We start from the raw sequence: 21289 nt of genomic DNA on the forward strand, positions 1-21289 counted from the left end.
AGTGTTAAAATGAGCTCTTTAAAACATTTTATTAGTCTTTTGCTGATTTTGCTGGCGGGTTTAATTCCTGCCGCTCCCGCTTTCGCAGAATGGACGGCCACAGTGACAACCGCCGACAGTAAACTGATTAACATTGAAGGACTGCTGTTTCAGGATAACCGTGTGTTGGCCCCCGCGCGCAGTCTGGCGGCTGCTCTCCAGGCGCATGTGGATTGGGATTCCGCCACCGGCACGGCAACGGTAACCAAAGGGAGCGATACAATACAGCTGGTTTACGGCAGCGGGGAAGCGATTAAAAACAGCCGGCGCGTCACACTGGACGTACCGGTGCAAATGGCCGGGGACAGGCTTATGGTACCTTTGAGATTTGTGTCGGAAGCCCTGCATGCTTCTGTTCAGTACAGCCTGCTTAATGATACCGTGACCGTAATCTCCTCTCCTCCTGAGAAACCGGTACTGGAGTACAATTCTTCTTTCCCGGCCAGGGTGGCTTTGACCAATAACGGTGACTTGTGGCTGGTGGACGGCACTAAACCCGGCTCCGGGCCTGTGCAGGTAACCAGGGGAGGCACCGCGGAAATTGAGGGCTGGTCTCCCGACGGCCGGTGGCTAATGTATCGATACAGTGAATCATCCAAAGACTATGACGATACATACTACTTATGGGCGGTAAAAGCCGACGGCACCGGGGCATTCCAGATTGACCCGAAACGCGTGCACGGCACACCTGCCTGGTCGCCAAAAACAAATATTATTGCCTACAGTACCCAAAGTTCCAAAGAAGGCTATGAGCCTGATGGAAATCTAAAATTAGCTTTTCTTGACGGCACAGATAACGAAAAAACAACAACCTCCCTGCTTTTACCGGATAACAGCGGTGTTGACTGCTTTTCCTGGGCGCCTGACGGTAAAAGCCTTGCTGTTTCCATACCTCGCAGCCAAAAGCAGCCGCTGTTAATAAACAGGGTCGACTTAAACGGGGAAAGCGCCAACCTGTTGACAGACGGCCAGCCTTATCCGGCAGGCGAGTATCAGTATTTGTTAAACCGGTCCGCCACAGGTCTTAAATGGTCGCCGGACGGGCGCTATCTCGCATATTACATGGAGCCGGGCTCAGCCTCCATGACGGCGGACGGCGTGAACATTCAAGTGCTGGATTTAAAGCAGACGGAACCTCCCCTGGAATTGGGAAGCGGGTTGGGATATGCCCAGTGGCTGGCCTGGTCTCCCGATAGTACCAGGCTGGCTTATATAAGGGGCTATGGCCGTGACGCAGCGGTGGACAAGCGCCTTTATATTGCGGATATGCAGGCGGGCGGTAAAATTATTGATTGCGGGGGCGCCGGGCAGGTGGATTCCCAGCCGGTCTGGTCACTCACTAAACCATACGGCCTGCTATTTTGCCGCGGAAAAGAGAATAATTGGATGTCCGGAACGTCAAACTTTCAGGGAAAGGTACTGGTACCCGGGCAGCGTATCTGGAGCATGACAGCTGATGGGGAGAAGAAGAGCCTTACCAGCGGTCAGGCCGATACTGCCGATTATGCGCCGAGACTTTCCCCGGACGGGAGTAATTTGTTTTATTTGAGATTACAGCGCTATGATAACGGTTCATTGTATTATAAGCCCCCCGCCGGCGGCCGTGAGGTGGAATTAATACGTGGAATTACAGGCAGTCCGGGATTTTACGGCAGTTATTATCCTGAGATGTTATGCATTTACATGGTAAGATGACTAAAGCAGGATTTTTATTTGAATTTCTAAGGTAATATACATTTTATCTCTACGAAATTGCTGCGATTAATCACTAAGTATATCCAGGATGTCTCCAGTTAAGGATTAATTTTGAAATATAAATTGCCCTGATTTCAAAACTGAAATCAGGGCTGATTTTTTGATAACGCTATTTGTCCGCCGCTTACTTCAAAATAAGCATCTTTAAGGCTCAACCGGCTATTCACTGCCTGTTGAGCCTTAATTTTGTCTGTTCCTTAATGTACGGAGCAGCACCAGTCATTTTTACCTGGGAGCAGAAGTTACAACATTAGCTACTACGGCAGTTGCCGCGATCCCGGTGTCGAACTTTTTAGCGCTGGGCATGTCATACAGAGCCGGTGCTTTTTCATCACCGGAGTTTATTTAGCAAGAAAATACTGCAAAAAGACAGGAATATATTTTCAAATAAAACATGAATCTTATAGTTAATTTGAGATATCCCTGGCGGAGTTATCATCCACTTGTCTAACACTTAAAACAACACCGGCAATAACAATCGCCCCACCTATTAATTGGTTAACCCGTATCACTTCATGGAGGAAAATTACTGAGGATATGACGCCAAATACAGGTACAAGGTTCAATAAGGTCACGGCAGAGCTTGGAGACAACTTGCGCAGTCCGAAATTATATAGCACAAATGCAGTAACAGAGCAGAATATTCCTAAATAAAGCAGTACCAAAAATGATGTTAATGTCGGTATCTGCCAGCTTGCTCTTTCGACCAATGCCAGCGGTATAAATGCAATCGTTCCTGCGACGGTTTGGTAAAAAGACACGGTAATCATGGAATATTTTTTTACCACTTTTCGAGTCACGAAATTGTAAAACGCCCAGACTATTCCTGTTGCTATTAATATAATATTACCTATTAGCTGTTGCTTTCCTCCATCCCCATGGTTGCTGTCAACTAACAGGTAAACTCCTACGATAGCCGTTGCAATTCCAAATAACTTTACCCATGAAATTTTCGTTCTGTAAAGTAATAATTCAAAAAGAGCGGTAATTGCAGGGTAAGAAGCTACAATAAGGGCGGCATTTGAAGCTGTGGTTAACTTTACCCCAATATTCTCCAAAGCAAAATATATTGTAATTCCAAGTATCCCGCTAACTGAAATAAGCCCCATGTCTTTCACAGTAGGCTTTGTAAAGTCCCTCTTAATCAGGAAAATTATCCCTAGAACCACAGTGGCAATAACAAAGCGTGCCGCACCCAGGGTTAAAGGTGAAAACGAAGTATAGGCTATTTTTGTTCCGACAAAAGATGTACTCCATATGATAATGGCGAGTATTGCAGCTAAAAAATACGAACTATCTTTCGAGATTTTTACTGTTTTTAAACTTTTGTTTTGTGGTTCGACAATTGTAGCCATTTTTAAAACTCCTCCAGCTAACATAAATAAGTAATGGCACTAATTTTTACCAGAAACATAAACCATCAGCATTATATTAGTAACTAACTTGGTAGCTACTAAACATCATATATTCCAGACATTTTTTTTGTCAAGTATTTAATGGTATACTAAGTTGACTTGCTTTAAAGTTTGGGGAGAAAGACTTATGAAACCTGATATAATAAAAATTTTACAGGATTTGGGATTTACAGAGTATGAGTCAAAAACATATTTAGCTTTACTTGAGAAATCACCCATTTCAGGATATGCCGTCGCTTTAAATTCAGGAGTCCCCAGGTCTAAAATTTATGAAGTATTGGGTGGATTGGTAGCACGTGGAGAGGTCATTATGAGCCCTGGGACCCCTGCATTATACACTCCGCTGCCTCCGAAAGAGTTACTGGAAAAAAGACGGCGTAAAGCGGAAACTACACTTGATCTGGCTCAAAATGCCCTTGAACAATATATGTATAATAAAGAAAACAGAGAAAACATTTGGAATATTACAGGACGAAAGGATATATTAGACCGTGTCAGGGAAGTCATAAGAAACGCAAAAGGACATATTCTGGTTGAAATATGGAAGGAAGATGCGGAAGAATTAAAGGAAGAATTTATGGAAGCATCAAAAAATGGCGTTAAAATACTAATCGTAGCTTATGGAAATTTGGAATTTGGCTTTGTGCAGGTTTACCAACACGACCTCAGCGAAGAAATAACCGGCGAATGGGGCGGGCGTTGGATTGTTTTGAGTGCTGACGGCAGGGAAATTGTGGCAGGAATAGTGTCGTTAGGGGATGACAGCCGTGCCGCATGGACAATGCACCCGGGTTTAGTCATGCCTATGACCGAGGTTATTAAACATGACATTTATATTATGGAAATACTAAAGGAGCACCGTACTATTCTCGAAACCAGTTTTGGCCCAAATCTTATTCACCTCCGTAACCGTTTTAAGTTCGGCTCGACAGGGGTTAGTATTGCATCCAAATTGGGAATGTGAAAATATGAAATTAAAAATTTTGAGAGATAGTTTTCGTGTTCGTGGAATTCTCTTGAGTGGTATCTTATATGTCCCGGCCGGGGTGGAAATAGAATATGTCCTAACTCCTCGGACAAAACACATTTAGGACTAAACATGTTCGTGACATATTTTGCACATTACTCATAATCTCTTAGTATCAGGTTTATATCAGCTCCACCGTAATATCTTCGTGTCTTTTTTCATAAAACACCATGCGCCACTCCACCTTGTCCGCCGGCTCAAAGTGCAGTGCGGAGCAGGCTGCATGGAGCTGGCCTTGGCCGCTGCCGCCGGAAATGATGGCAGTCGGACCATCCGCGCCGCCAATGATGCCGATGCAAATGCTGCCAGATGCCTGCGGCTCATAGGGATAGGTGCGCTTCTGCCGGGGTTGGTCGGAACGGACGCAATCAGTGACAGTGAATGCACTATCAGGCAGATCCGGCGAGAGCGTATAGCGCATCACAGTATAGTGCGTCGGGAGTTCCTGATTTTGCCTGACAAAATGCTCACGGGACATTTCCTGCCGCTCATATTCCTGCACGGTCAGCGTATGCTGTGCGCCGGTGGTCGGGTGTGTAAACGCGATGCGCTCACCAGGCGCTGATCCATGGAAATGCGGTCCCGTCATAGCGACAGGCTCCTGTATCAGAGTTACGCTGAGCGTCGTTAGCGGCGGTTTGCGTTTCTTCGTCCAGGGAAAAGCAGCGCGCCAGATTGCCCAGCCATAGGCAGGATCAAGGCCATAATGCCGGGTCGCGCTCTTGGCCTCAAGGTCGTTGCCCTCCGGGAAGCAGGGATTCCATGACACGCCGCAGCCATGAGATACTGAAAGGACAGTTCCATTCAACACAACTTCAGCATTTATATTGATGAACAGCGGATTTTCTCCATCGATCTGCATCTGCTGTTCATCGGTAAAGTCGGCTCCATCGTTCTCAATAGAGAGATTCCACTTGTCCACAAAGGAACGGATGCGCTCAGTTGGAACCTGTACGCAAAAGTCTACGACCAGGCCTTTACTGCAGATGTAAATCGCCGGAATATACCAGACTTCATCGTTCCAGACAAACTGCTTATCGAGAGAAATTTCCTTGCCGGCTCTTTCACGGCCATGACGCCCCCAAAAGTTGCCGTCAAAGTAAACCCTCCATTCGGGTATCTTCGGCTCGGCAGGAACCCACTCATAGTAATCTTCCGTATATTTGATGCGACTGTAATCAAACCCAGCCTGCAGCTTTTTGATATAAGCAAAGGGCTGCTCCATTGGCGCGAGCAACAGCATCTCCCGAATGGCATCCAGCACAGCCTGCTGTTCAGCGGTAAGAGGATTGTCCTGCAGGAAGGCGTCAAACTGCGCCTGTTCCCAACAGTACACCTGCTCCAGTGCCGCAGCATCGCCGCAAGCCAGCAGGAGCCGCAGAAAGTCCATAAAATCTCTTGCCACCGGTTGCACATAGTTTCCCGGTGTGTTCATCGGGCTGACGGCAAACACCATTTCGCCAAAGCCACGTACGAAGCAATAGTGGATACCATCCACACCGGCCCAGCCAATCACTTTCGCACCCTTGGGTGTGCAGAAGTAGTTGCTTTTGCTCTCGCCACGATCCAAGCCAATGCGGGAGCCGTCAATATTCAGTTTCAGATATCTTTCATAAATGGTTGCCATCATGACCTCGCGTTCTATGTATTCCCTGACTAATCTGGATTTATTGCCTGTCCCAGTAAAGTAGGGAGATTTGCTGTCGTTGGGTGTGATCCCATTTTTGCTAGTAATACATGGGCTGCAACTGCTTCCATTAAGTCTTTACCAGTAACTACAATATAGATAACATGTAATTTGACGATTTGCATATTAATGGTCAAATCGTAAAGCAGTGTTTTTTAACCCTCAATACAAAAAGGATTCCGGGCATCCAATACCTCTTGTATAATCACAATCGGATCTGATGCAGTCATCTAAGATTTCAGGGTTATTTTGAAAATCCAGATTGGGCAGACTCTTAAATATATAAACCAGATATTCATAAGGATCCAAATCATTGGCAGTCGCCGTTTCAATAATGCTGAATACCAGGAAGGCGTTTTCTCGCTGGATGCACCGAAACGCTGCTTGGCCATCTGCAGGAGTGCCTGGGTCAAGCTTCAACGTTACGTTCCAGATCTTCAATCCGTTTCTGTTTATCTCATTTTCTTTGAGAAGCATCTTTTCTGAATATTCCGCGTGAGGTTGAATAGCTCGACCGCACGAGTTGAACACCTCGACCACCAAGATTGAACACGGTTACCGGCGCCTTTGAACACCACACACGCGGTACTATGTTGTTACACGCAAGTGCGTGAATACAACATAGGAGGTCATCAATATGACCAATTACCGCGATATTCTAAGGCTTGCTATTTGTTCCACCGCTTACCTGTTTGCAAGTATATCTGATAATTATCAACAACCCATATATCTATCCAATTCACTCTAATGGGTGTTGTTGTGTATCTACAAAGATTTCTCTGAATCATCCATTTTCTATAAGTGAGTGGTGTGTTATAAACTCTTCCCTACGGTAGTTTTTAAAAACTCACCATTGGTAAAAAGATTATTAATTAACTCTTCTACTTTGCCCCACCCAAAATACCCTGAGTGACAGCAGGTATTCCTTAGCTCCCTGAAATCAAGCAGATCTCTGTAATATGTGTCCCACCACTTTTTATCACATAGCTCGTTATTATGCGTTGCCTGTCTCTGCACCAACTGCTCTCGCTTACTTTCCTCCTTCAAAACCTGTGTGAAGGTTCCAACAGTCGCCTTTTCAGGCTGTATCTGAGACAATCTGGTCCTATTGGTACTTAGATTCGGGAAAAGCTTCTGAAAGCTGGGCAGCAGACAGTCTTTTAGCTGCAGTTCCATTGCTTTGCACAACATGATGCCGCTGCAGGAGTAATCCATATGCTCCAATTGATATCGGTCTTTTAGCAATGCAAAAAGGGAATAGAGCTTGAGGCCCCATGTAATCCTCTGCTTCACCTTTGGCTCAATGCGTTGCAGATGGAGCCGTGAAAGGCCAAATGTGGCCAAATCTTCTTTCGGCAGATTATTCTGGTCGGTCCATATGTCAGAAATCGCCTTCAAAAAGGTGCTGACCATAACATCGTTGATCTCATCTTCCACCTGAAAGGACTCGCCGGATGGAACCTGCTTCAGCAAAGATTTTACCTGGCTTTGGTTAGCGGCTGACTCCGGGTGCTCAGCAATTTCGTGTAACGCACGGATGGCATAACTGTCCATGATGCATTTTACCTGCTGCATCACATTGGAATGCTGCCAAACGATATAGTCTCCAATGATGTACAAGCGGTACTTGGCTCTGGTGACAGCGACATTTACAATGTTTGTGTTTACCCAGCGCACCGCGGGAAGAGCATTTTTATCGCAGCCGAGTAGGAAGATTACCTCGTCGGCCTCCTTTCCCTGAAAGGTATGGACAGTGCCAATATGGGTCTCCGCCCAATCCTTAATACGCCTGTTGTCCCGGTATTCGGGCGAGTTTTTCAGTTCTTTCTTGAGGCCCTCCTTTACTGTGGTAAAGGGAGAGATCATATACAGGCTCGGCGTTTCCTCTGTTTTCGAAAACGCCTGCAAAATAAGCTCTATTGCCTTCTGGCCCTGTGTCTTCACATAGTGGTCTTTGGCCTTGCTGTTGTTTTCGGTACCACACACATTGATCCAGCGGGAACTCTCCAGACAGAAGTTTGCCTCATCTTCCGGTTTGGGCTTCTGCGTCTGCTGCTTCATAGTGTTGTCATACGAGATGGCGTTCGATATTTCATACATAGGGCTGATGCATCTCCGGTGCACCACCAAGGGGCATCCGACCCAGGTTTTATGCTCTCCCGATGGATCCGTGTAGTATGTACCGATGGGGTTGATGCGATCTGCAAATTCCTGAACGGAACGGCTCTTTGATTGATATAACTGGTTTTCATCATTGCAGATGATTTTTTTAATTGTATTCATCTCTGCGGTAACAACCGGTTCCACCTGCTTTGGGTCACCCACAACAATGGCACGCTGGCAACGGTACAAAGCTCCCAGTGCCATTTGGGGCTGGGCCTGACCTGCTTCATCAATAATTAGCAGGCCAATCTCGCCCCGTTGCTTGATATCCGACAGCATGCTACCCACAGAGGCAAAGGTTGTGGAAAGCACGGGCGTCAATAGAAAAAGGGTATTCAACAATGCGCTAAAGCAGCTTTCCCGGTCTCTGAAAGAGAAAGTCGCCAACTTGTCCTCGTTGTCTTTTTTCAAGCGCCACATTAGAGCGAGATTCTTGATGTTGAAAAAACAGGACTTGGAAGCCAAAAGAAAGTTCTTATGCACCTGCAAGGCAAGGTGAAACAGCTTTTCCCGCTCCCGGTTATACTCAATGGTAAACCATGGATTCAAAACCTGTGCTTTGGTGTTTTTTACTTCCGATTTGCTGTCGTACATTTGCCAAAATGCTTCGTCCAGAACAGTCATTTGGTGTAAAATATCTTCTGCCTTTTTGGCAGCCTGCAAAATGCCCTGATAATCCACCTGGACCTTTTTAATCGCATTCTTAGCATCAGCTATCGATTGATGCATCTGATCCATTTGGGCGGCGGATGTTTTTGTTAGGTCGATAGCTTCCTGCCGCTCCCGATTAATCCGTTCTGCTTGTAAGGACAGCTCATCGCAGCGTTTTTCTTGTGCTTGCATTTGCATAAGGATTTGCTGTAACTGGTTGTTATGCTTATAATATATTTCTTCCTTCCGGGAAAGCTCGGCATATTTTTCATCAATGGTTTTGATAAGCATGCTGACTTTTCCAATTAGCCCGAAAAACCAGTCTTTCACACCGCGCTTACCCTCAAGCTCCATGATTTCCTGTCGAACGTCTTGGATGTTGCTCACTGATTCCTGTATAAGATTTAACTGACGTTCTTTTTGTGTTTGCAGAGAACCAGCCGTTTGTGTTGCCTCTTGTTCTGCTACCGCCAATTCTTGTTGTTGGCGCTCCAATTCCGCAGTCTTTGCTTGAAGCTGCTTGATATGCTGTCTATTTTTCTCTATCGTTTCGAACAGATGGCTACATTGCTGTTCAAGCTGGGATTTTTTCTTCAAAAAATCACATCTCGCGTGACTGACGGTCCCAATACGCCGCTGTATTCCTTCCACTGTGGCAAGCTGATTTTTGAATTGCCGCACGGCTTCGGTATACTGCCCTTTGCGCTCGGTAATTTTATCATTCGTGCCAAAATCCTGGATATAAGGAAGGAGAACCTTTTGAGCATAGTGAGTTATATTGCTTGCCTTACCGAACGGCGCGGAGATGATTCCCCAGCGGTTCTGCTCTGTTTTTGGCTTCACCATATCATTGGCGTATTTGGTGAAGTAAATATCGGAATACGATTCAAAACAATATTGGTTTTGCTCGCCATTCCAGACTTTATGGTCCTCTGTATGGGTGGCTTCCTGTATATCAAACAGCTTACGTACCTCATGCAAACCGCTACAAACCGCTGGATCATCTTTCTCATCCGCCATCAGTCCCTTGCACAAAGCCGTTCCGTCGGGCAACTCTTTTGTGATGTTTTCAACTGCCGCGTTATTGCAGGAGGCAACCAGCATCCCATATTTTTTGAGCTCGCTGTTTTTTAGTTCGTAGTATACATTGTGATGATTGCTGTACCCATTTTTTGATTTGTCGCCGTCCTGGAAGCGTTTTTCTACAAACGCATTATCGGGATTGTTGTACTGCACCAAAATCTTAGCCCGCTCAACAAGATTGCCTGCGATAATTTCCTTTAAAAGCGTGGTCTTCCCTGTGCCGGGAGGGCCATTGACCGAAAAAATGGGTCTGCCGGTTTCCTCCGGATGCATGCCAAAATTGACAGCCAGCTGCTGCATAAACGCCGGCATGTATTTTGAGGGCCATTTTCCTGTTGGTGCCAGAGCAACGTCAAAATACCGGTTGAAGAAATCTTCCCGGTTAGCCTGATTACTTCCCTCCCAGCCTTTTCGGATATCCACTCGTTTAGAAAAATCAATCCAGCTGGTTTCTTTGTGCTCTTCGGCGTAAGCACCTACAATATAATCGATGAACGCCTCTTGCACAGCATCTTTGCTGCGGAGGGGACGGTGTAGAATATTGCTGTTAAGGATCATCTGCAAATCATTCGTGAAAAAGCTTTTGCCCAGATCACTGAAATAAAGCGAGTCATCGTCTTTAGCCTTGTCCTCTTCGGATTGGTATCTTTTGTATATCATGACACCTTCCAATGTTACGGAATCGCTGCTGCCGAAAAGCGGGAGGATATATGAATTTGCAACGGAATAAAATAGCTGTTGCAGTAACTCGGAAGACAGTGCTTGTCCGCTACGTTTTCCGTCCGCGTCGCTATGCATCAGTTGTTCTTCCATCGAGGACATGTCTATGCCGTAATTATTCAATGACAGAAACCCTGCCAAGTCTTCGTTGCTTACCTTACCTGTGCAATGTTGTAAGCGTGCGATTCCCCAAATCAGCGGAGAAATGCTGAGACTCTTTTCAATATAAGTACCCTGCGAATCACACTTGAGCCCAATTAAGCAAATTTTGCTGTAATCCTTCTCGACAGCGTCATCCCCCAGGCCAAATTTCTGCTTGAGATATTCATCACATTCCCCCCGGCGCACCTTCCCCATGCAGATACAAACTTCATCAGACATTTCCAGATGTGCCGAATAGGTTTGGGAGTCGTCCTCAAAAGCGACAACTGGGCCTTTCTCCTTCGGGGAGAACGAATGATATATGGTGATTTGTTTACGCCAATTGGTTTTTCCATCTGCCACTTTCTTGTTGTTATCCTGATTTTCTTTGCTTTCCACAGGGAAGTTAGCCTGGTCAAGAAATTCAACCAAATACCAATATTTCAAAATCTTAGCGGCAAAGTCATATTTGTCAATATCCATGGTATTTCCTTTCCGCAAAAACATATAATTTATTTGCCATTGAGCAAATAAAGAAAAATACGATATATTGCAATTGATTTAATTTGAGTATCGTATTATTGCTATAATCGCTAACTTCACAAACTGCCCATTATTAGCCTAATTGGTATATGTATAAAGGATGATGAGAATATTTCATCGTCTCGTTTTATTTTGATTACTAGTGCCCTTTACTTTAGATAAGATAGCATCAGCACAAAGTTGTGTTAAAGGTTCCCCTATCGCAGCTTTATAATTAAATCCCAACAACTGTATTGCCTTTAATGTATCCACACTAATAAGCTCTTTTATTTGTTCATACGTTTCGAGAGGAGTATTGGGAGCCATAACTTTTAATATCTCTAAAACACGTTCCACTGTATTATTCAGATGCTTAATATTTTCATCACTTATTTCAATCCGGTCTAATTCAGATTTATAGGCTTGAGCAATACGAACGGCTTCCTCTCGCTCTGAAATCAATTCATTAATAATCTCATCATAAGTAGCTCTTATTTTTTCTGCATTTTTTTCTTCTTTAATTGCTTTGACTTTAGTATTTACTGCTGATACGGTTCCTTTTACTGCAAGTGTTGTAAGGGATTTTCCCATTTCAATCAAAGTAGTCGTATAATTTACATCCATATTTCAATCCTCCTGGTTTTTTATATGACATAAAATAAATTTAAATTCGCCTAATAGACATTTTCTTACATCACTCTGCCCCGAAACAACGAATATGTAAAGAATCCATAGTAGCCGGGCATATTCAGTATGCAGTCCGGTGAATCATCCCTGCAAAGACGCTGATATTCTAATTGCTCTTCCTCCAACAATTCCGGATTATCTTTCCCCCAACGCATTTCAAAAAGAGCTGCCAGGGCTTTTCGCATTTCCTGACTTAAAGGAGGATTAATATCACCGACAAAAGTCTGTGCCTTTGTGTTATTCAAACCTGCCTGTTTAAACCATTCCCGTGCACGCATACTATGCAACTCCGGTTTCATTTTCGCATCAAAGGGAGCTATCCCTAAAGAAGTTGCATTCAACCGGGCCTCTAAAAACGGGTATCCGGGAAGCAGCATTTGCGAGGACCAGTTAAGGATGTATATGGTACCCCCCGGTTTCACGGTCCTGGCGAGCTCTTTCAGTAGTAAAACAGGGTCTATTTTCGGATAGCCGACGAGGTCCATGCTAAAAGCCCAGTCAAATAAATTTTCCTCAAATGGAAGTTTTCTTATATCACCCTTCATGAAAGAAACTCTTTCCGTGAGGCCTGACTTTGATGCCAAAGAGCGTCCTTTCGCTAAAAATTTTTCTTCAATATCAAGACCGGTAACATGACCGCAAACTCCTGCTGCCTCTGCCAGCATCAAAGTATAGAAACCGGTTCCGCATCCTGCATCCAGCCCCTTGCTCCCGGAAGGAAGCTGCAGTGTATCTACTATATTTCTTATAATATGTTGCCGGAAAATATTAGATAACTCCAGCTTTTTGAGGTATTCTTCCGCTCCAGACATTTATTCATCCCCCCATACTTTTGAAAACGCTACCGGTTTATTGGCATTATAGATATACTTTCAAATTTATCAACTATTACCAGTCATCTTACGCAAGGCATAATCCATATTTGGGGAATAGCTTGCGCTGCAAAAAATAGAGATGATCTCTGAGAGCGTCCTGAAACATTTTCCAGTCACTTTTTAAAAAAGCATTGGTATAAATATATCTATTGTCTTCACTCTCTTCGCCAAAAACATCTTCTTCAACTAAATAAGAATACTCAACATCCTCTGCTCCAAAACTGAAAAAACCTTCTTTTATTTTTTTCAGCCATTTCTGATGACGGACTTCACCGTCACTGTCTTTAAATGTTTCAAATAATATAAGAATCTGCTCAAGATCCTGCTGGTTAATCTCCTCAACTTGCTCATCAGTATTTCTGCTTTGAAAGCGTTTCATAACAGTATATATTTTTTGTACTGCATCTTTATACTCAGCCAAGTTGTTTCTATATATTTCTTTCCCGCCAGAATCCATGTATCTCCATTTTAAATACGGTCTATCCGGGTAACTAAGTACAGCTCCATGACCTAGAGGCGAAATTCCATCTACAAATTCACTGCAGCTATTGTTAAAGCGGTCTTTAAAATACTGAGAGACTTTTTCAATAAGATTTTCGGATATTGAATCATCTGTAAAATATTGAACTTTGTTAATATCATTTTGAATGCCTGCAAAACCCTGGTGTGCCCAGGTATCGGCATAGACATGCAGAGTTATTCCTAATCTGTGAAGTCCATTTATATTATTTGCATTATTTATACACTCACCAACCATATCCCTTGCAATATAACTATCAGGTTTACAAACTGTTCTGGTTATAAAATCTCCTTTTGCTTCTGATTCAGCAGGCAGCATATTATTCCCCGGTAAAAAGTGAAACGGCACCCAGACCAGGTGATTGGCTAAAGTATTAAAATTTCTGTAATCAAGCATTTTATGAGCTGAACATATAGGGTCATAGATTGCGCCATTACTAAACCTGACAGGGGTACAACGTGTGGCATCGTCAACGTATTGAGAACAAAAAGCTATTGTACTGGCTTTTTGTTTTGTGAAGCCTGCCAATCGTGCAAGAACATATATTACACCATGATGAAAATCTATCTGCATCAATCTTCCCCCTTATGTTTTTAAGTTGTAGTGTACTAACCTCAGGCTAAAGATCTTTTAAATTATGTTCAAATATCCCAGGCATTTGGCTTTATTGCAAACGACAAATAAATTGTTTAAAAATGTCGAATCCCCAAAACATCACAAAACCCACACCAATTGGCGCGGGCTTTCTTATGGGACTATTGTCTCTATTGTTTTTCGGCACGTATGTCAATTATTCCTTCCATGAGACGAGGTTAATTGACATAAAATTCAACCAGATAAGGATGGAATAAAATGCCCCAACCTGTTTATCTTTTAAGCCAAGTCACTCAACGGATTATCCGGCTGGCCGCCAGTGTTATTACAACCGCCAGTAAAAAGCGGCCCCCCAGTATCACCACGGGATCGGCGCCCACGGCAATAAAAAGGGCGGTATCCTCAATGGCCGCGTGAAAAACTGAAAGAAAAATATTTACCAGGAAAAGATCGCGCCAGCTGATTTTGCCGCTCCTGGCCGATTCTATAATCACACCCGCCCCGTAAGCCAGCCCGAAGACCCCTCCCACCAGCAGCGGCAGCGAAGCCTCGCCGCTCATGCCGAATATCCTTAACAGCGGAGTCACCCTGGAGGAAAATCGATCCAGCAGCTTCAGCTCCCTGGCGAATTCAAGCACTGTCATCAGGGGAATTATAATGGCCGCCATTAAGGCAACATTATATGCCACACCGTGAGCGGCCTCGCGGCCAAAAGCCTGCCATTCCATGTCCATCACCTACAGCATGATATTTAACAACACCCCGGCCGCCAATGACAGGGACAACCTGAAAACAGTCATTGTTACGGCGCTGACCCCGGTTCTGGCGGATACCGCCGATTCTATCAAAAGGCTGTGGGATATCAGCAGCATTGCCGCTATTGTGGTTATCGCCTTGGCCGAAAGATCCAGTGACGAAATTGCCCCCAGAGCGGCGTAGATGTTTAACAGGTTTCCCAGCACCAGGGCAACGGAAGCTTCTCCCGGCAGACCGAAAATGCTCATGAAGGGTTCGAAAAAGTTAGCTATTATTTCCATCAGGGGGGTGTGCTTTAAAAATGTCACCCCTACATAAACCGGCACTATTACCTTTGCCAGCGCCCACATGGTCTGCAGTCCCTTTTGCATACCCCGTTTTAATACTGCCACGGTATCCATCGCATCACCCCCGGGGTTTTTTACTGGTCAATCAGCAAAGATGTTAAAACTTTTCAGATTGCACCTTTAACCCATTTTTATATATTACCATATAAACCATTTGCCTTCACCATAAGTTTACTGCGGCTCAAATGTCTGTGAAAAGTTAAAAACGTAAAAAGAAAGAGTCCTGCTTTTAACGGACTCTCTCTTTATAATCCCTATGATAAAGCTCCGTTTTCTCCTTCCAAAACAGGAATGCCGGGTGTAATCGCCCCTATTCCTTTATTTTTACAGGTTTGTAATCTCCCGCCACAACTCCGTTTTCAAACACCGCCACGGGAAACCTCCGGCAATTATAAGCCGCCCCGTAGCGCATTTTAGAGTCCACCGCCACCAGGCCGCCCACAGCTCCTTTTTTTAGCCGGTGCAGTCTTTTCATGGCCCTTTCCGCCGCCTCCCGGGGGTGAATTCCATCCCGCACCAGTGAATCAACATATTTTGCGGTCAGGGTTTCTATAAAAGCCTCCCCCAAACCCGTGCACACCACCGCGCAATTACCGGAGGCGAATATTCCACCCCCCGGCACAGGAGTGTCGCCGACCCTTCCCGGCATTTTCAGAAAAGAGCCGCCGGTGGAGGAAGCCGCCGCCAGCATACCCCGGTCAAAAATAACGCACCCCACCGTGTCGCAGGCTCTTTCCCCGGGGTCATCCAGACCGGTGTAAGGACAGGCCCGGGAACTGCCGCTTAAGGCAATTTTTTCCCTTGCCCTTTTCCAGGCGGCCAACATTTCCGGATAAACACAGTTGACTTCGGGAAAGCCCTGGGACCTGGCAAATTTGGTGGCACCCGGGCCCGCCAGCAGCACATGGCTTGTTTTTTCCAGCACCAGGCGGGCAACAGAAATGGGATGCGCCACCCCCGTAATTGCCGCCACCGCCCCAAAGCCGCTGGTGCGGCCGTCCATAACGGCAGCATCCATCTCAACCTCCCCGTCATAATTCAACACCGAACCGTAACCGGCGTTAAACAGAGGGTCGTCTTCCAGTATTTTTATTGTTTCCTCGGCGGCGTCCAGAAGGCTTTTGGACAGGGCCTTATACCCGGCCAGGGCCGCTTTTCCCAGGGCCTCCAGATAGGGAGGCCCCGTCCCGGTTTCCACACCGCCATGCACAATGATTAAATTCATGACATCATACCATTTAAAAGTATATTATCCATATTGATTACCACCGTCTTTAATAATATGCCCGCAGTTATTATTTACGTGCATTCTTATTTTGCATCGGCAATACGGAGACCTTCAGCAGGGCTAAACATATTAAAAATATCCTCGAAATATCCTTTTGGAAGGATATTTTTTGCCGGTTGCCTAATATTAAGTAAAAAAATTGACATTATACCGGTTCTCTGAAATATAAGATTTATACAAGGTGGCGGGGCATTTGAAATGGGAAAAAATAACGGTAAAAAACAGAATAGGCCTTGACCTGGCGGGACTTTTATATTCCGGAAAGGACACGGGACCGCTGGTTATTTTCTGCCACGGCTTTACCGGCAGCAAGGAGGGAAAAGGCAAGGCGCTGGAAATGGCCGAAGAACTGGGCAGGCAGGGCTGGTCCTCAATGCTTTTTGATTTCTCCGGCAACGGTGAAAGCCAGGGCGACTTCATCAACCTTACTTTAAGCGGCCAGATTGGTGATCTGCTCTCGGTGGCGGATTTTTGCGCGGAGGCCGGCTTCGGGCCCATTGTTACCCTGGGCAGAAGCTTCGGCGGCTCCACCGCCCTATGCCACGCGGCGAAGGATCAGAGGATTGCCGGAGTGTGCACCTGGGCAGCCCCGGCGGCTCTTGAAGATTTATTCCTGTCCTTTATCGACGGTGATTTACCGGAGGAAGAAGAAACACCGGTTATGCTGGCCGGGGAGGAAGATTTGCTGCACCTTAGAAAAAGTTTTTTTACCGACCTTAAAAAATACGATGTTTGCGCCCTGGCCGGAACTGTATCGCCCCGCCCGCTGCTGGTGATGCAAGGGCGCAAGGACGACCTGGTTCCGCCGGAAGACGCCTTAAAAATATATAACAGCGCGGGCAACCCAAAGCATATTCACTGGATAGAAGAAGGAGACCACCAATTTACCCGGCATTACCGGGAAGCCTGGGATGTTGTGCTGCAATGGCTGAATAAATTTTTTAATTAAATGGAGAAAAAGATGTCTGATACAAAAAACCGGCCCTGGAGAGCCGCCGTTGATACCGGCGGAACCTTCACGGACGGCTGCATGCTGAATGAATCCACCGGAGAACTGCACGTGGTGAAGGTGCTATCCACCCCTGAGGATCCCTCCCGGGCCATCATGCGGGCGCTGCACCGGCTGACTGAAAAGAGCGGGATGGACCTTTCCGGGCTGTACCTGTTGCTGCACGGCACCACCGTGGCCACCAACGCCCTTCTCCAGTGCAGGGTCTCAAAAACAGCCCTGGTTATAACCCGGGGCTTTAAAGACGTGCTGCATATAGGCAGGCAGAACCGCCCCCATTTATATGATTTCAGAATCAACAGGCCCTCTCCCCTGATTCCCCGCCATATGACCGTGGAGGCCGACGAAAGAATGCTTCCGGGCGGCAGGGTTTTAAAACCCCTGAACGAAAGCGGCGTTGAAGACGTTATAAAACAGTTGAAAGCCATTAATCCTGTTTCCGTGGCGGTGAGCTTCCTTCATTCCTACGCCAACCCGGCCCACGAAATCATTATCAAAGAGGCGCTGCAAAGGGAACTGCCGGGCGTGCCGGTAACGTTGTCCTCGGAGCTGCTGCCGGAAATAAGGGAATACGAGAGGACAAGCACCACCGCCATCAACGCGGTGGTAATGCCGGAGATGTCGTACTATTTAAAGGAATTGCAATCCAAACTATCAAACCTTGAAACATCCGGTAAAAAAGGACTCTTTGTTATGCAGTCCAACGGCGGGGTACTCTCCGCCGGCCAGGCCGCTGCCGAAAGCGCCCGCACAGTGCTGTCCGGCCCCGCCGGAGGGGTGCTGTGGGGAGTGCTGCTGGGCAGGGAAACAGGCAGGCCCAGCATCATCACCGCCGACATGGGGGGCACAAGCACCGACGTCAGCCTGATATTCCGGGGCAGTCCCCGGCAAACCACCGAAGGGTGCGTGGGCGGCTTTCCCCTGCGACTGCCCATGCTGGACATCCATACCATCGGCGCCGGCGGCGGCAGCATTGCTTTTGTCGACCGGGGAGGAGCCTTGAGAGTGGGCCCGCAAAGCGCGGGGGCGGCGCCCGGTCCGGCCTGTTACGGCCTTGGCGGAACGGAACCCACGGTTACAGACGCCAACCTTGTTCTGGGCCGTTTAAACCCTGCTGTAAAAATGGGAGAGAACAACCATCTGGATATGGACGCCGCCCGGAGGGCCATCCTGGGAAAAATAGCCATCCCCCTGGGACTGTCCTTGGAAAAGGCCGCCGAGGGAATAATAACCGTGGTAAACGCCGAAATGACCAGGGCAATCAGACTGATATCCGTTCAAAGGGGATACGATCCCAGGGATTTTGCCCTGCTGGCCTTCGGCGGGGCAGGTCCCCTGCATGCCGCGGAACTGGCCGGGGAAATAGGCCTTTCCTCCGTTTTGATTCCCAGGTATCCCGGGGTTTCCTCGGCTGCCGGCATTCTTTTCGCGGACGGCCGCAGGGACTATTCTTCCGCCGTGATCACGCCCTGGAATGAAATTGACACGGATGCGTTGACGAAAAGATTTATCTCCCTGGAAAACAGGGCGAAGAGCGATTTTTCAACAGAAGGTTTTGATACCGATAAAGTTGTCATTACCCGCAGTTTTGACGTCAAATATTGCGGACAGTCCTATGAATTGAACCTGCCCGCTCCCGCGGGCAAACTCACCCCGGGAGACATGAAACTGCTGGCAAGATCTTTTCACCTGACTCACCGGGCGGAGTACGGTTTCGCCAGGGAAGACGCCCCTATTGAACTTACCGCCATAAGGGCTGCCGCCGTGGTTTCCCTCTCCCGCCCCGCTGATTCTTCCCGCCCCGGCGGCGTATTTAAAAGGAAGGAGACCTTCGCCCCAAAAAGCGGCAGCGTGCCGCAGCGAAAGGTTATATTTAACGGAATTTCCCACAGCACGGCTGTCTATCTTCGCCAAAACCTATACCCCGAGGACCAGATACAGGGTCCGGCGGTGGTGGAGCAGGAGGATTCCACCACACTGATCCCGCCGGGCATGAGGGCCAGGGTGGATATCTTGCAAAATCTGGTTATTGACATGGGGGTGGCACAATGGACCCGGTAACCCTTGAGGTAATACGCTGCGCCCTTCAGTCCGCGGCGGAGGAAATGGGCCTTTCGCTGATACGGACAGCCCTGTCCCCCAACATAAAGGACAGGAGGGACTGCTCCACAGCATTATATACCGTCGATGGACGAATGGTGGCCCAGGCCGAGCATATCCCCCTGCACCTGGGCCTCATGCCGACAGTGGTAAGGGCGGTGCTGGAAAGGTTTCCTCCCGGCTCACTGAATCCCGGGGACGCCGTTATCATCAACGATCCCTATATAAGCGGCTCCCACCTGCCCGACGTCTGCGTGATAGCACCCCTGTTTTACAGGGGCACCCCCATCGCCCTGGCAGCCAATCTTGCCCACCATGTGGATGTGGGGGGAGCAGTTCCGGGCAGCATGTCCACCTCCGCAGTGGAAATTTTTCAGGAAGGCATCAGAATTCCACCGGTGAAATTATGCGGCAGGGGAAAATTAAAACAGGAGCTTGTGGATCTAATTGCCAATAATGTCCGTACCCCGGAGGAATTTCGGGGAGACATCCAGGCCCAGCTTGCCGCCAACGCCGCGGGGGAACGGCGCATCCAGGAACTGGCCGACAGGTACGGTCCGAAAAGACTGCTGGAATACATGGCGGAAATAATAAAATACTCCGAAAAACGCATGCGCTCCGGCCTGGCCGGACTGCCCGGGGGCATCTATTGCTTTGAGGATTTTTTGGAGGGAGACGGTGTCACTGAGGATAAAATCAACATTAAAGTGGCCCTCACCATAAAGGGCGATTCTGTTACCGTGGATTTCACCGGCACCCATCCCCAGGTGAGCGGGCCGGTCAACGCCACCAGGGGAGTAACCCTGGCCTGCGTGTATTACTCGCTTAAAGCCGTGGTGGACCCCGAAATTCCCTCCAATCACGGCATGACAGCCCCCATAGAGGTAATCACGCCGCCGGGCAGCCTGGTCAATCCCCTGTTTCCCGCGGCGGTGGCCCATGCCAACATCAACACGGCCCAGCGCATAGCGGACGCCATGCTCGGCGCCCTGGCCCAGGCCTCCCCGGAAAGGGTCACCGCCGCCGGAACCGGCAGCATGAGTAATTTTACCATTGGCGGAATCCACCCGGCCACCGGCAGGTATTATTCCTACGTGGAAACATACGGCGGCGGGCAGGGTGCCAAATCGGACCAGGACGGCATGGACGGGGTTCACGTCAACATGACAAATACAATGAACACGCCGGTGGAGATAATTGAGCTTTATTATCCACTCCTGGTCCAGGGTTACGGCCTCCTGCCGGACACCGGGGGAGCCGGTAAATACAGGGGTGGAGCCGGCATGTACCGGGCCATAAATATACTGGGGGAAAAAGCGGCTGCCGCGGTCAGCACCGAGCGTTCCCTGAACAGCCCCTGGGGAATTTCCGGGGGACTGCCCGGGGCTCCCTCCAGGCTCTCCGTTAATTATAAAAATGGTGGCGGGGAATTGATAAAAAGCGGCAAATTCACCGGAACGCTACAGCAAGGGGACGCCATCATGCTTGAAACCGCCGGCGGCGGGGGCTTCGGCAGCCCGCTGGAGAGGGACCCTGAAAATGTGCGCCGGGATGTCCTGGAAGAACTGGTTTCAAAACGCCGGGCTGAGGAAATTTACGGGGTAATTTTTAAGGAAGGCACCCTGGAAATAGATACCTCCGCCACTGCGGAAAAAAGAAACCGGCTGTCAATTCGATAGCATTCCTGTAATGAATATATGGGGAAATTCACTTCTGCCGAACAAGTTTCAGACTTCGACAGAATTAAGCATAGGTATTTCTAAATTTTAAAAAAATCACACCTTATACCGGTGCGATTTTCTTTTTCTGCCGGTTCTAGGAGGCCGTTGAAAAAGTCCATCTGCTGCGTTGCGGCTGCGGCCTCAATGCTCGACGTACTATGAGTACGCCTCCGCTTGAGGCCTTGCCAC

General features: G+C 47.6%; 15 protein-coding genes. 5 read left to right on the forward strand and 10 right to left on the reverse strand.

Features of this window, described 5'->3' with window-relative positions:
* Window positions 1-9: 9 nt before the first annotated feature.
* A complete protein-coding gene (locus DCCM_RS14700) occupies window positions 10-1734 on the forward strand; it encodes a stalk domain-containing protein (RefSeq protein ID WP_104373141.1) in 1725 nt (574 codons plus the stop codon).
* Between the two features lie 467 nt (window positions 1735-2201).
* Here DCCM_RS14700 and DCCM_RS14705 read toward each other — a convergent pair whose 3' ends face one another.
* Window positions 2202-3149: a DMT family transporter gene (locus tag DCCM_RS14705; RefSeq protein WP_104373142.1), complete on the reverse strand. Its 948-nt coding sequence runs from the start codon at window positions 3147-3149 to the stop codon at window positions 2202-2204.
* Between the two features lie 187 nt (window positions 3150-3336).
* On the opposite strand from DCCM_RS14705, the gene DCCM_RS14710 reads away from it, so the two are divergent.
* On the forward strand, window positions 3337-4173 hold the full coding sequence (locus DCCM_RS14710) for a TrmB family transcriptional regulator (RefSeq protein WP_104373143.1): 837 nt from the start codon (window positions 3337-3339) through the stop codon (window positions 4171-4173).
* 184 nt (window positions 4174-4357) lie between these two features.
* On the opposite strand, the gene DCCM_RS14715 is transcribed toward DCCM_RS14710, so the two are convergent.
* From DCCM_RS14715 to DCCM_RS14755, 9 genes are all read right to left on the reverse strand, one after another.
* On the reverse strand, window positions 4358-5863 hold the full coding sequence (locus DCCM_RS14715; protein ID WP_104373144.1) for a hypothetical protein: 1506 nt from the start codon (window positions 5861-5863) through the stop codon (window positions 4358-4360).
* 222 nt (window positions 5864-6085) lie between these two features.
* A complete protein-coding gene (locus tag DCCM_RS14720; protein WP_444979470.1) occupies window positions 6086-6292 on the reverse strand; it encodes a transposase domain-containing protein in 207 nt (68 codons plus the stop codon).
* A 444-nt stretch (window positions 6293-6736) separates the two neighbouring features.
* A complete protein-coding gene (locus DCCM_RS14725) occupies window positions 6737-11164 on the reverse strand; it encodes a DEAD/DEAH box helicase (RefSeq protein WP_165792184.1) in 4428 nt (1475 codons plus the stop codon).
* A 174-nt stretch (window positions 11165-11338) separates the two neighbouring features.
* On the reverse strand, window positions 11339-11827 hold the full coding sequence (locus DCCM_RS14730) for a hypothetical protein (protein ID WP_104373147.1): 489 nt from the start codon (window positions 11825-11827) through the stop codon (window positions 11339-11341).
* 65 nt (window positions 11828-11892) lie between these two features.
* On the reverse strand, window positions 11893-12702 hold the full coding sequence (locus DCCM_RS14735) for a class I SAM-dependent methyltransferase (RefSeq protein WP_104373148.1): 810 nt from the start codon (window positions 12700-12702) through the stop codon (window positions 11893-11895).
* An 88-nt stretch (window positions 12703-12790) separates the two neighbouring features.
* Entirely contained in the window at window positions 12791-13858 is a 1068-nt protein-coding gene (locus tag DCCM_RS14740) for a DUF6765 family protein (RefSeq protein WP_104373149.1), read from the reverse strand.
* Between the two features lie 314 nt (window positions 13859-14172).
* Window positions 14173-14607 (reverse strand): nucleoside recognition domain-containing protein, encoded by a 435-nt coding sequence (locus DCCM_RS14745; RefSeq protein ID WP_112787740.1) that lies wholly within the window; start codon window positions 14605-14607, stop codon window positions 14173-14175.
* Window positions 14608-14616: 9 nt separating this feature from the next.
* Window positions 14617-15036, reverse strand: a complete 420-nt coding sequence (locus DCCM_RS14750) for a nucleoside recognition domain-containing protein (RefSeq protein ID WP_104373151.1) — start codon at window positions 15034-15036, stop codon at window positions 14617-14619.
* 256 nt (window positions 15037-15292) lie between these two features.
* Window positions 15293-16207 carry an isoaspartyl peptidase/L-asparaginase family protein gene (locus tag DCCM_RS14755; protein ID WP_104373152.1) on the reverse strand — a complete coding sequence of 305 codons (915 nt, stop codon included), beginning with the start codon at window positions 16205-16207 and terminating at the stop codon, window positions 15293-15295.
* Window positions 16208-16463: 256 nt separating this feature from the next.
* On the opposite strand from DCCM_RS14755, the gene DCCM_RS14760 reads away from it, so the two are divergent.
* From DCCM_RS14760 to DCCM_RS14770, 3 genes are read left to right on the forward strand one after another with little or no spacing between them, the layout of a single operon-like run.
* Entirely contained in the window at window positions 16464-17219 is a 756-nt protein-coding gene (locus DCCM_RS14760) for an alpha/beta hydrolase (protein ID WP_231702785.1), read from the forward strand.
* 12 nt (window positions 17220-17231) lie between these two features.
* The gene (locus tag DCCM_RS14765; protein ID WP_104373154.1) at window positions 17232-19340 is read left to right on the forward strand and encodes a hydantoinase/oxoprolinase family protein; all 2109 of its coding nucleotides are present in this window, start codon (window positions 17232-17234) and stop codon (window positions 19338-19340) included.
* A complete protein-coding gene (locus tag DCCM_RS14770) occupies window positions 19328-21058 on the forward strand; it encodes a hydantoinase B/oxoprolinase family protein (RefSeq protein ID WP_104373155.1) in 1731 nt (576 codons plus the stop codon). Before DCCM_RS14765 ends, DCCM_RS14770 begins: the two co-directional genes overlap by 13 nt.
* Window positions 21059-21289: the final 231 nt, after the last annotated feature.

Origin of the sequence: Desulfocucumis palustris (genome assembly GCF_002933875.1) — a bacterium.
Lineage (GTDB): Bacteria > Bacillota > Desulfotomaculia > Desulfotomaculales > Desulfocucumaceae > Desulfocucumis > Desulfocucumis palustris.

Excerpts from the sequence above, each read along its gene's own strand:
- DCCM_RS14700 (WP_104373141.1), top strand. The coding sequence starts at position 10 with ATGAGCTCTTTAAAACATTTTATTAGTCTTTTGCTGATTTTGCTGGCG.
- DCCM_RS14705 (WP_104373142.1), bottom strand. The coding sequence starts at position 3,149 with ATGGCTACAATTGTCGAACCACAAAACAAAAGTTTAAAAACAGTAAAA.
- DCCM_RS14710 (WP_104373143.1), top strand. The coding sequence starts at position 3,337 with ATGAAACCTGATATAATAAAAATTTTACAGGATTTGGGATTTACAGAG.
- DCCM_RS14715 (WP_104373144.1), bottom strand. The coding sequence starts at position 5,863 with ATGGCAACCATTTATGAAAGATATCTGAAACTGAATATTGACGGCTCC.
- DCCM_RS14725 (WP_165792184.1), bottom strand. The coding sequence starts at position 11,164 with ATGGATATTGACAAATATGACTTTGCCGCTAAGATTTTGAAATATTGG.
- DCCM_RS14730 (WP_104373147.1), bottom strand. The coding sequence starts at position 11,827 with ATGGATGTAAATTATACGACTACTTTGATTGAAATGGGAAAATCCCTT.
- DCCM_RS14735 (WP_104373148.1), bottom strand. The coding sequence starts at position 12,702 with ATGTCTGGAGCGGAAGAATACCTCAAAAAGCTGGAGTTATCTAATATT.
- DCCM_RS14740 (WP_104373149.1), bottom strand. The coding sequence starts at position 13,858 with ATGCAGATAGATTTTCATCATGGTGTAATATATGTTCTTGCACGATTG.
- DCCM_RS14745 (WP_112787740.1), bottom strand. The coding sequence starts at position 14,607 with ATGGAATGGCAGGCTTTTGGCCGCGAGGCCGCTCACGGTGTGGCATAT.
- DCCM_RS14750 (WP_104373151.1), bottom strand. The coding sequence starts at position 15,036 with ATGGATACCGTGGCAGTATTAAAACGGGGTATGCAAAAGGGACTGCAG.
- DCCM_RS14755 (WP_104373152.1), bottom strand. The coding sequence starts at position 16,207 with ATGAATTTAATCATTGTGCATGGCGGTGTGGAAACCGGGACGGGGCCT.
- DCCM_RS14765 (WP_104373154.1), top strand. The coding sequence starts at position 17,232 with ATGTCTGATACAAAAAACCGGCCCTGGAGAGCCGCCGTTGATACCGGC.
- DCCM_RS14770 (WP_104373155.1), top strand. The coding sequence starts at position 19,328 with ATGGACCCGGTAACCCTTGAGGTAATACGCTGCGCCCTTCAGTCCGCG.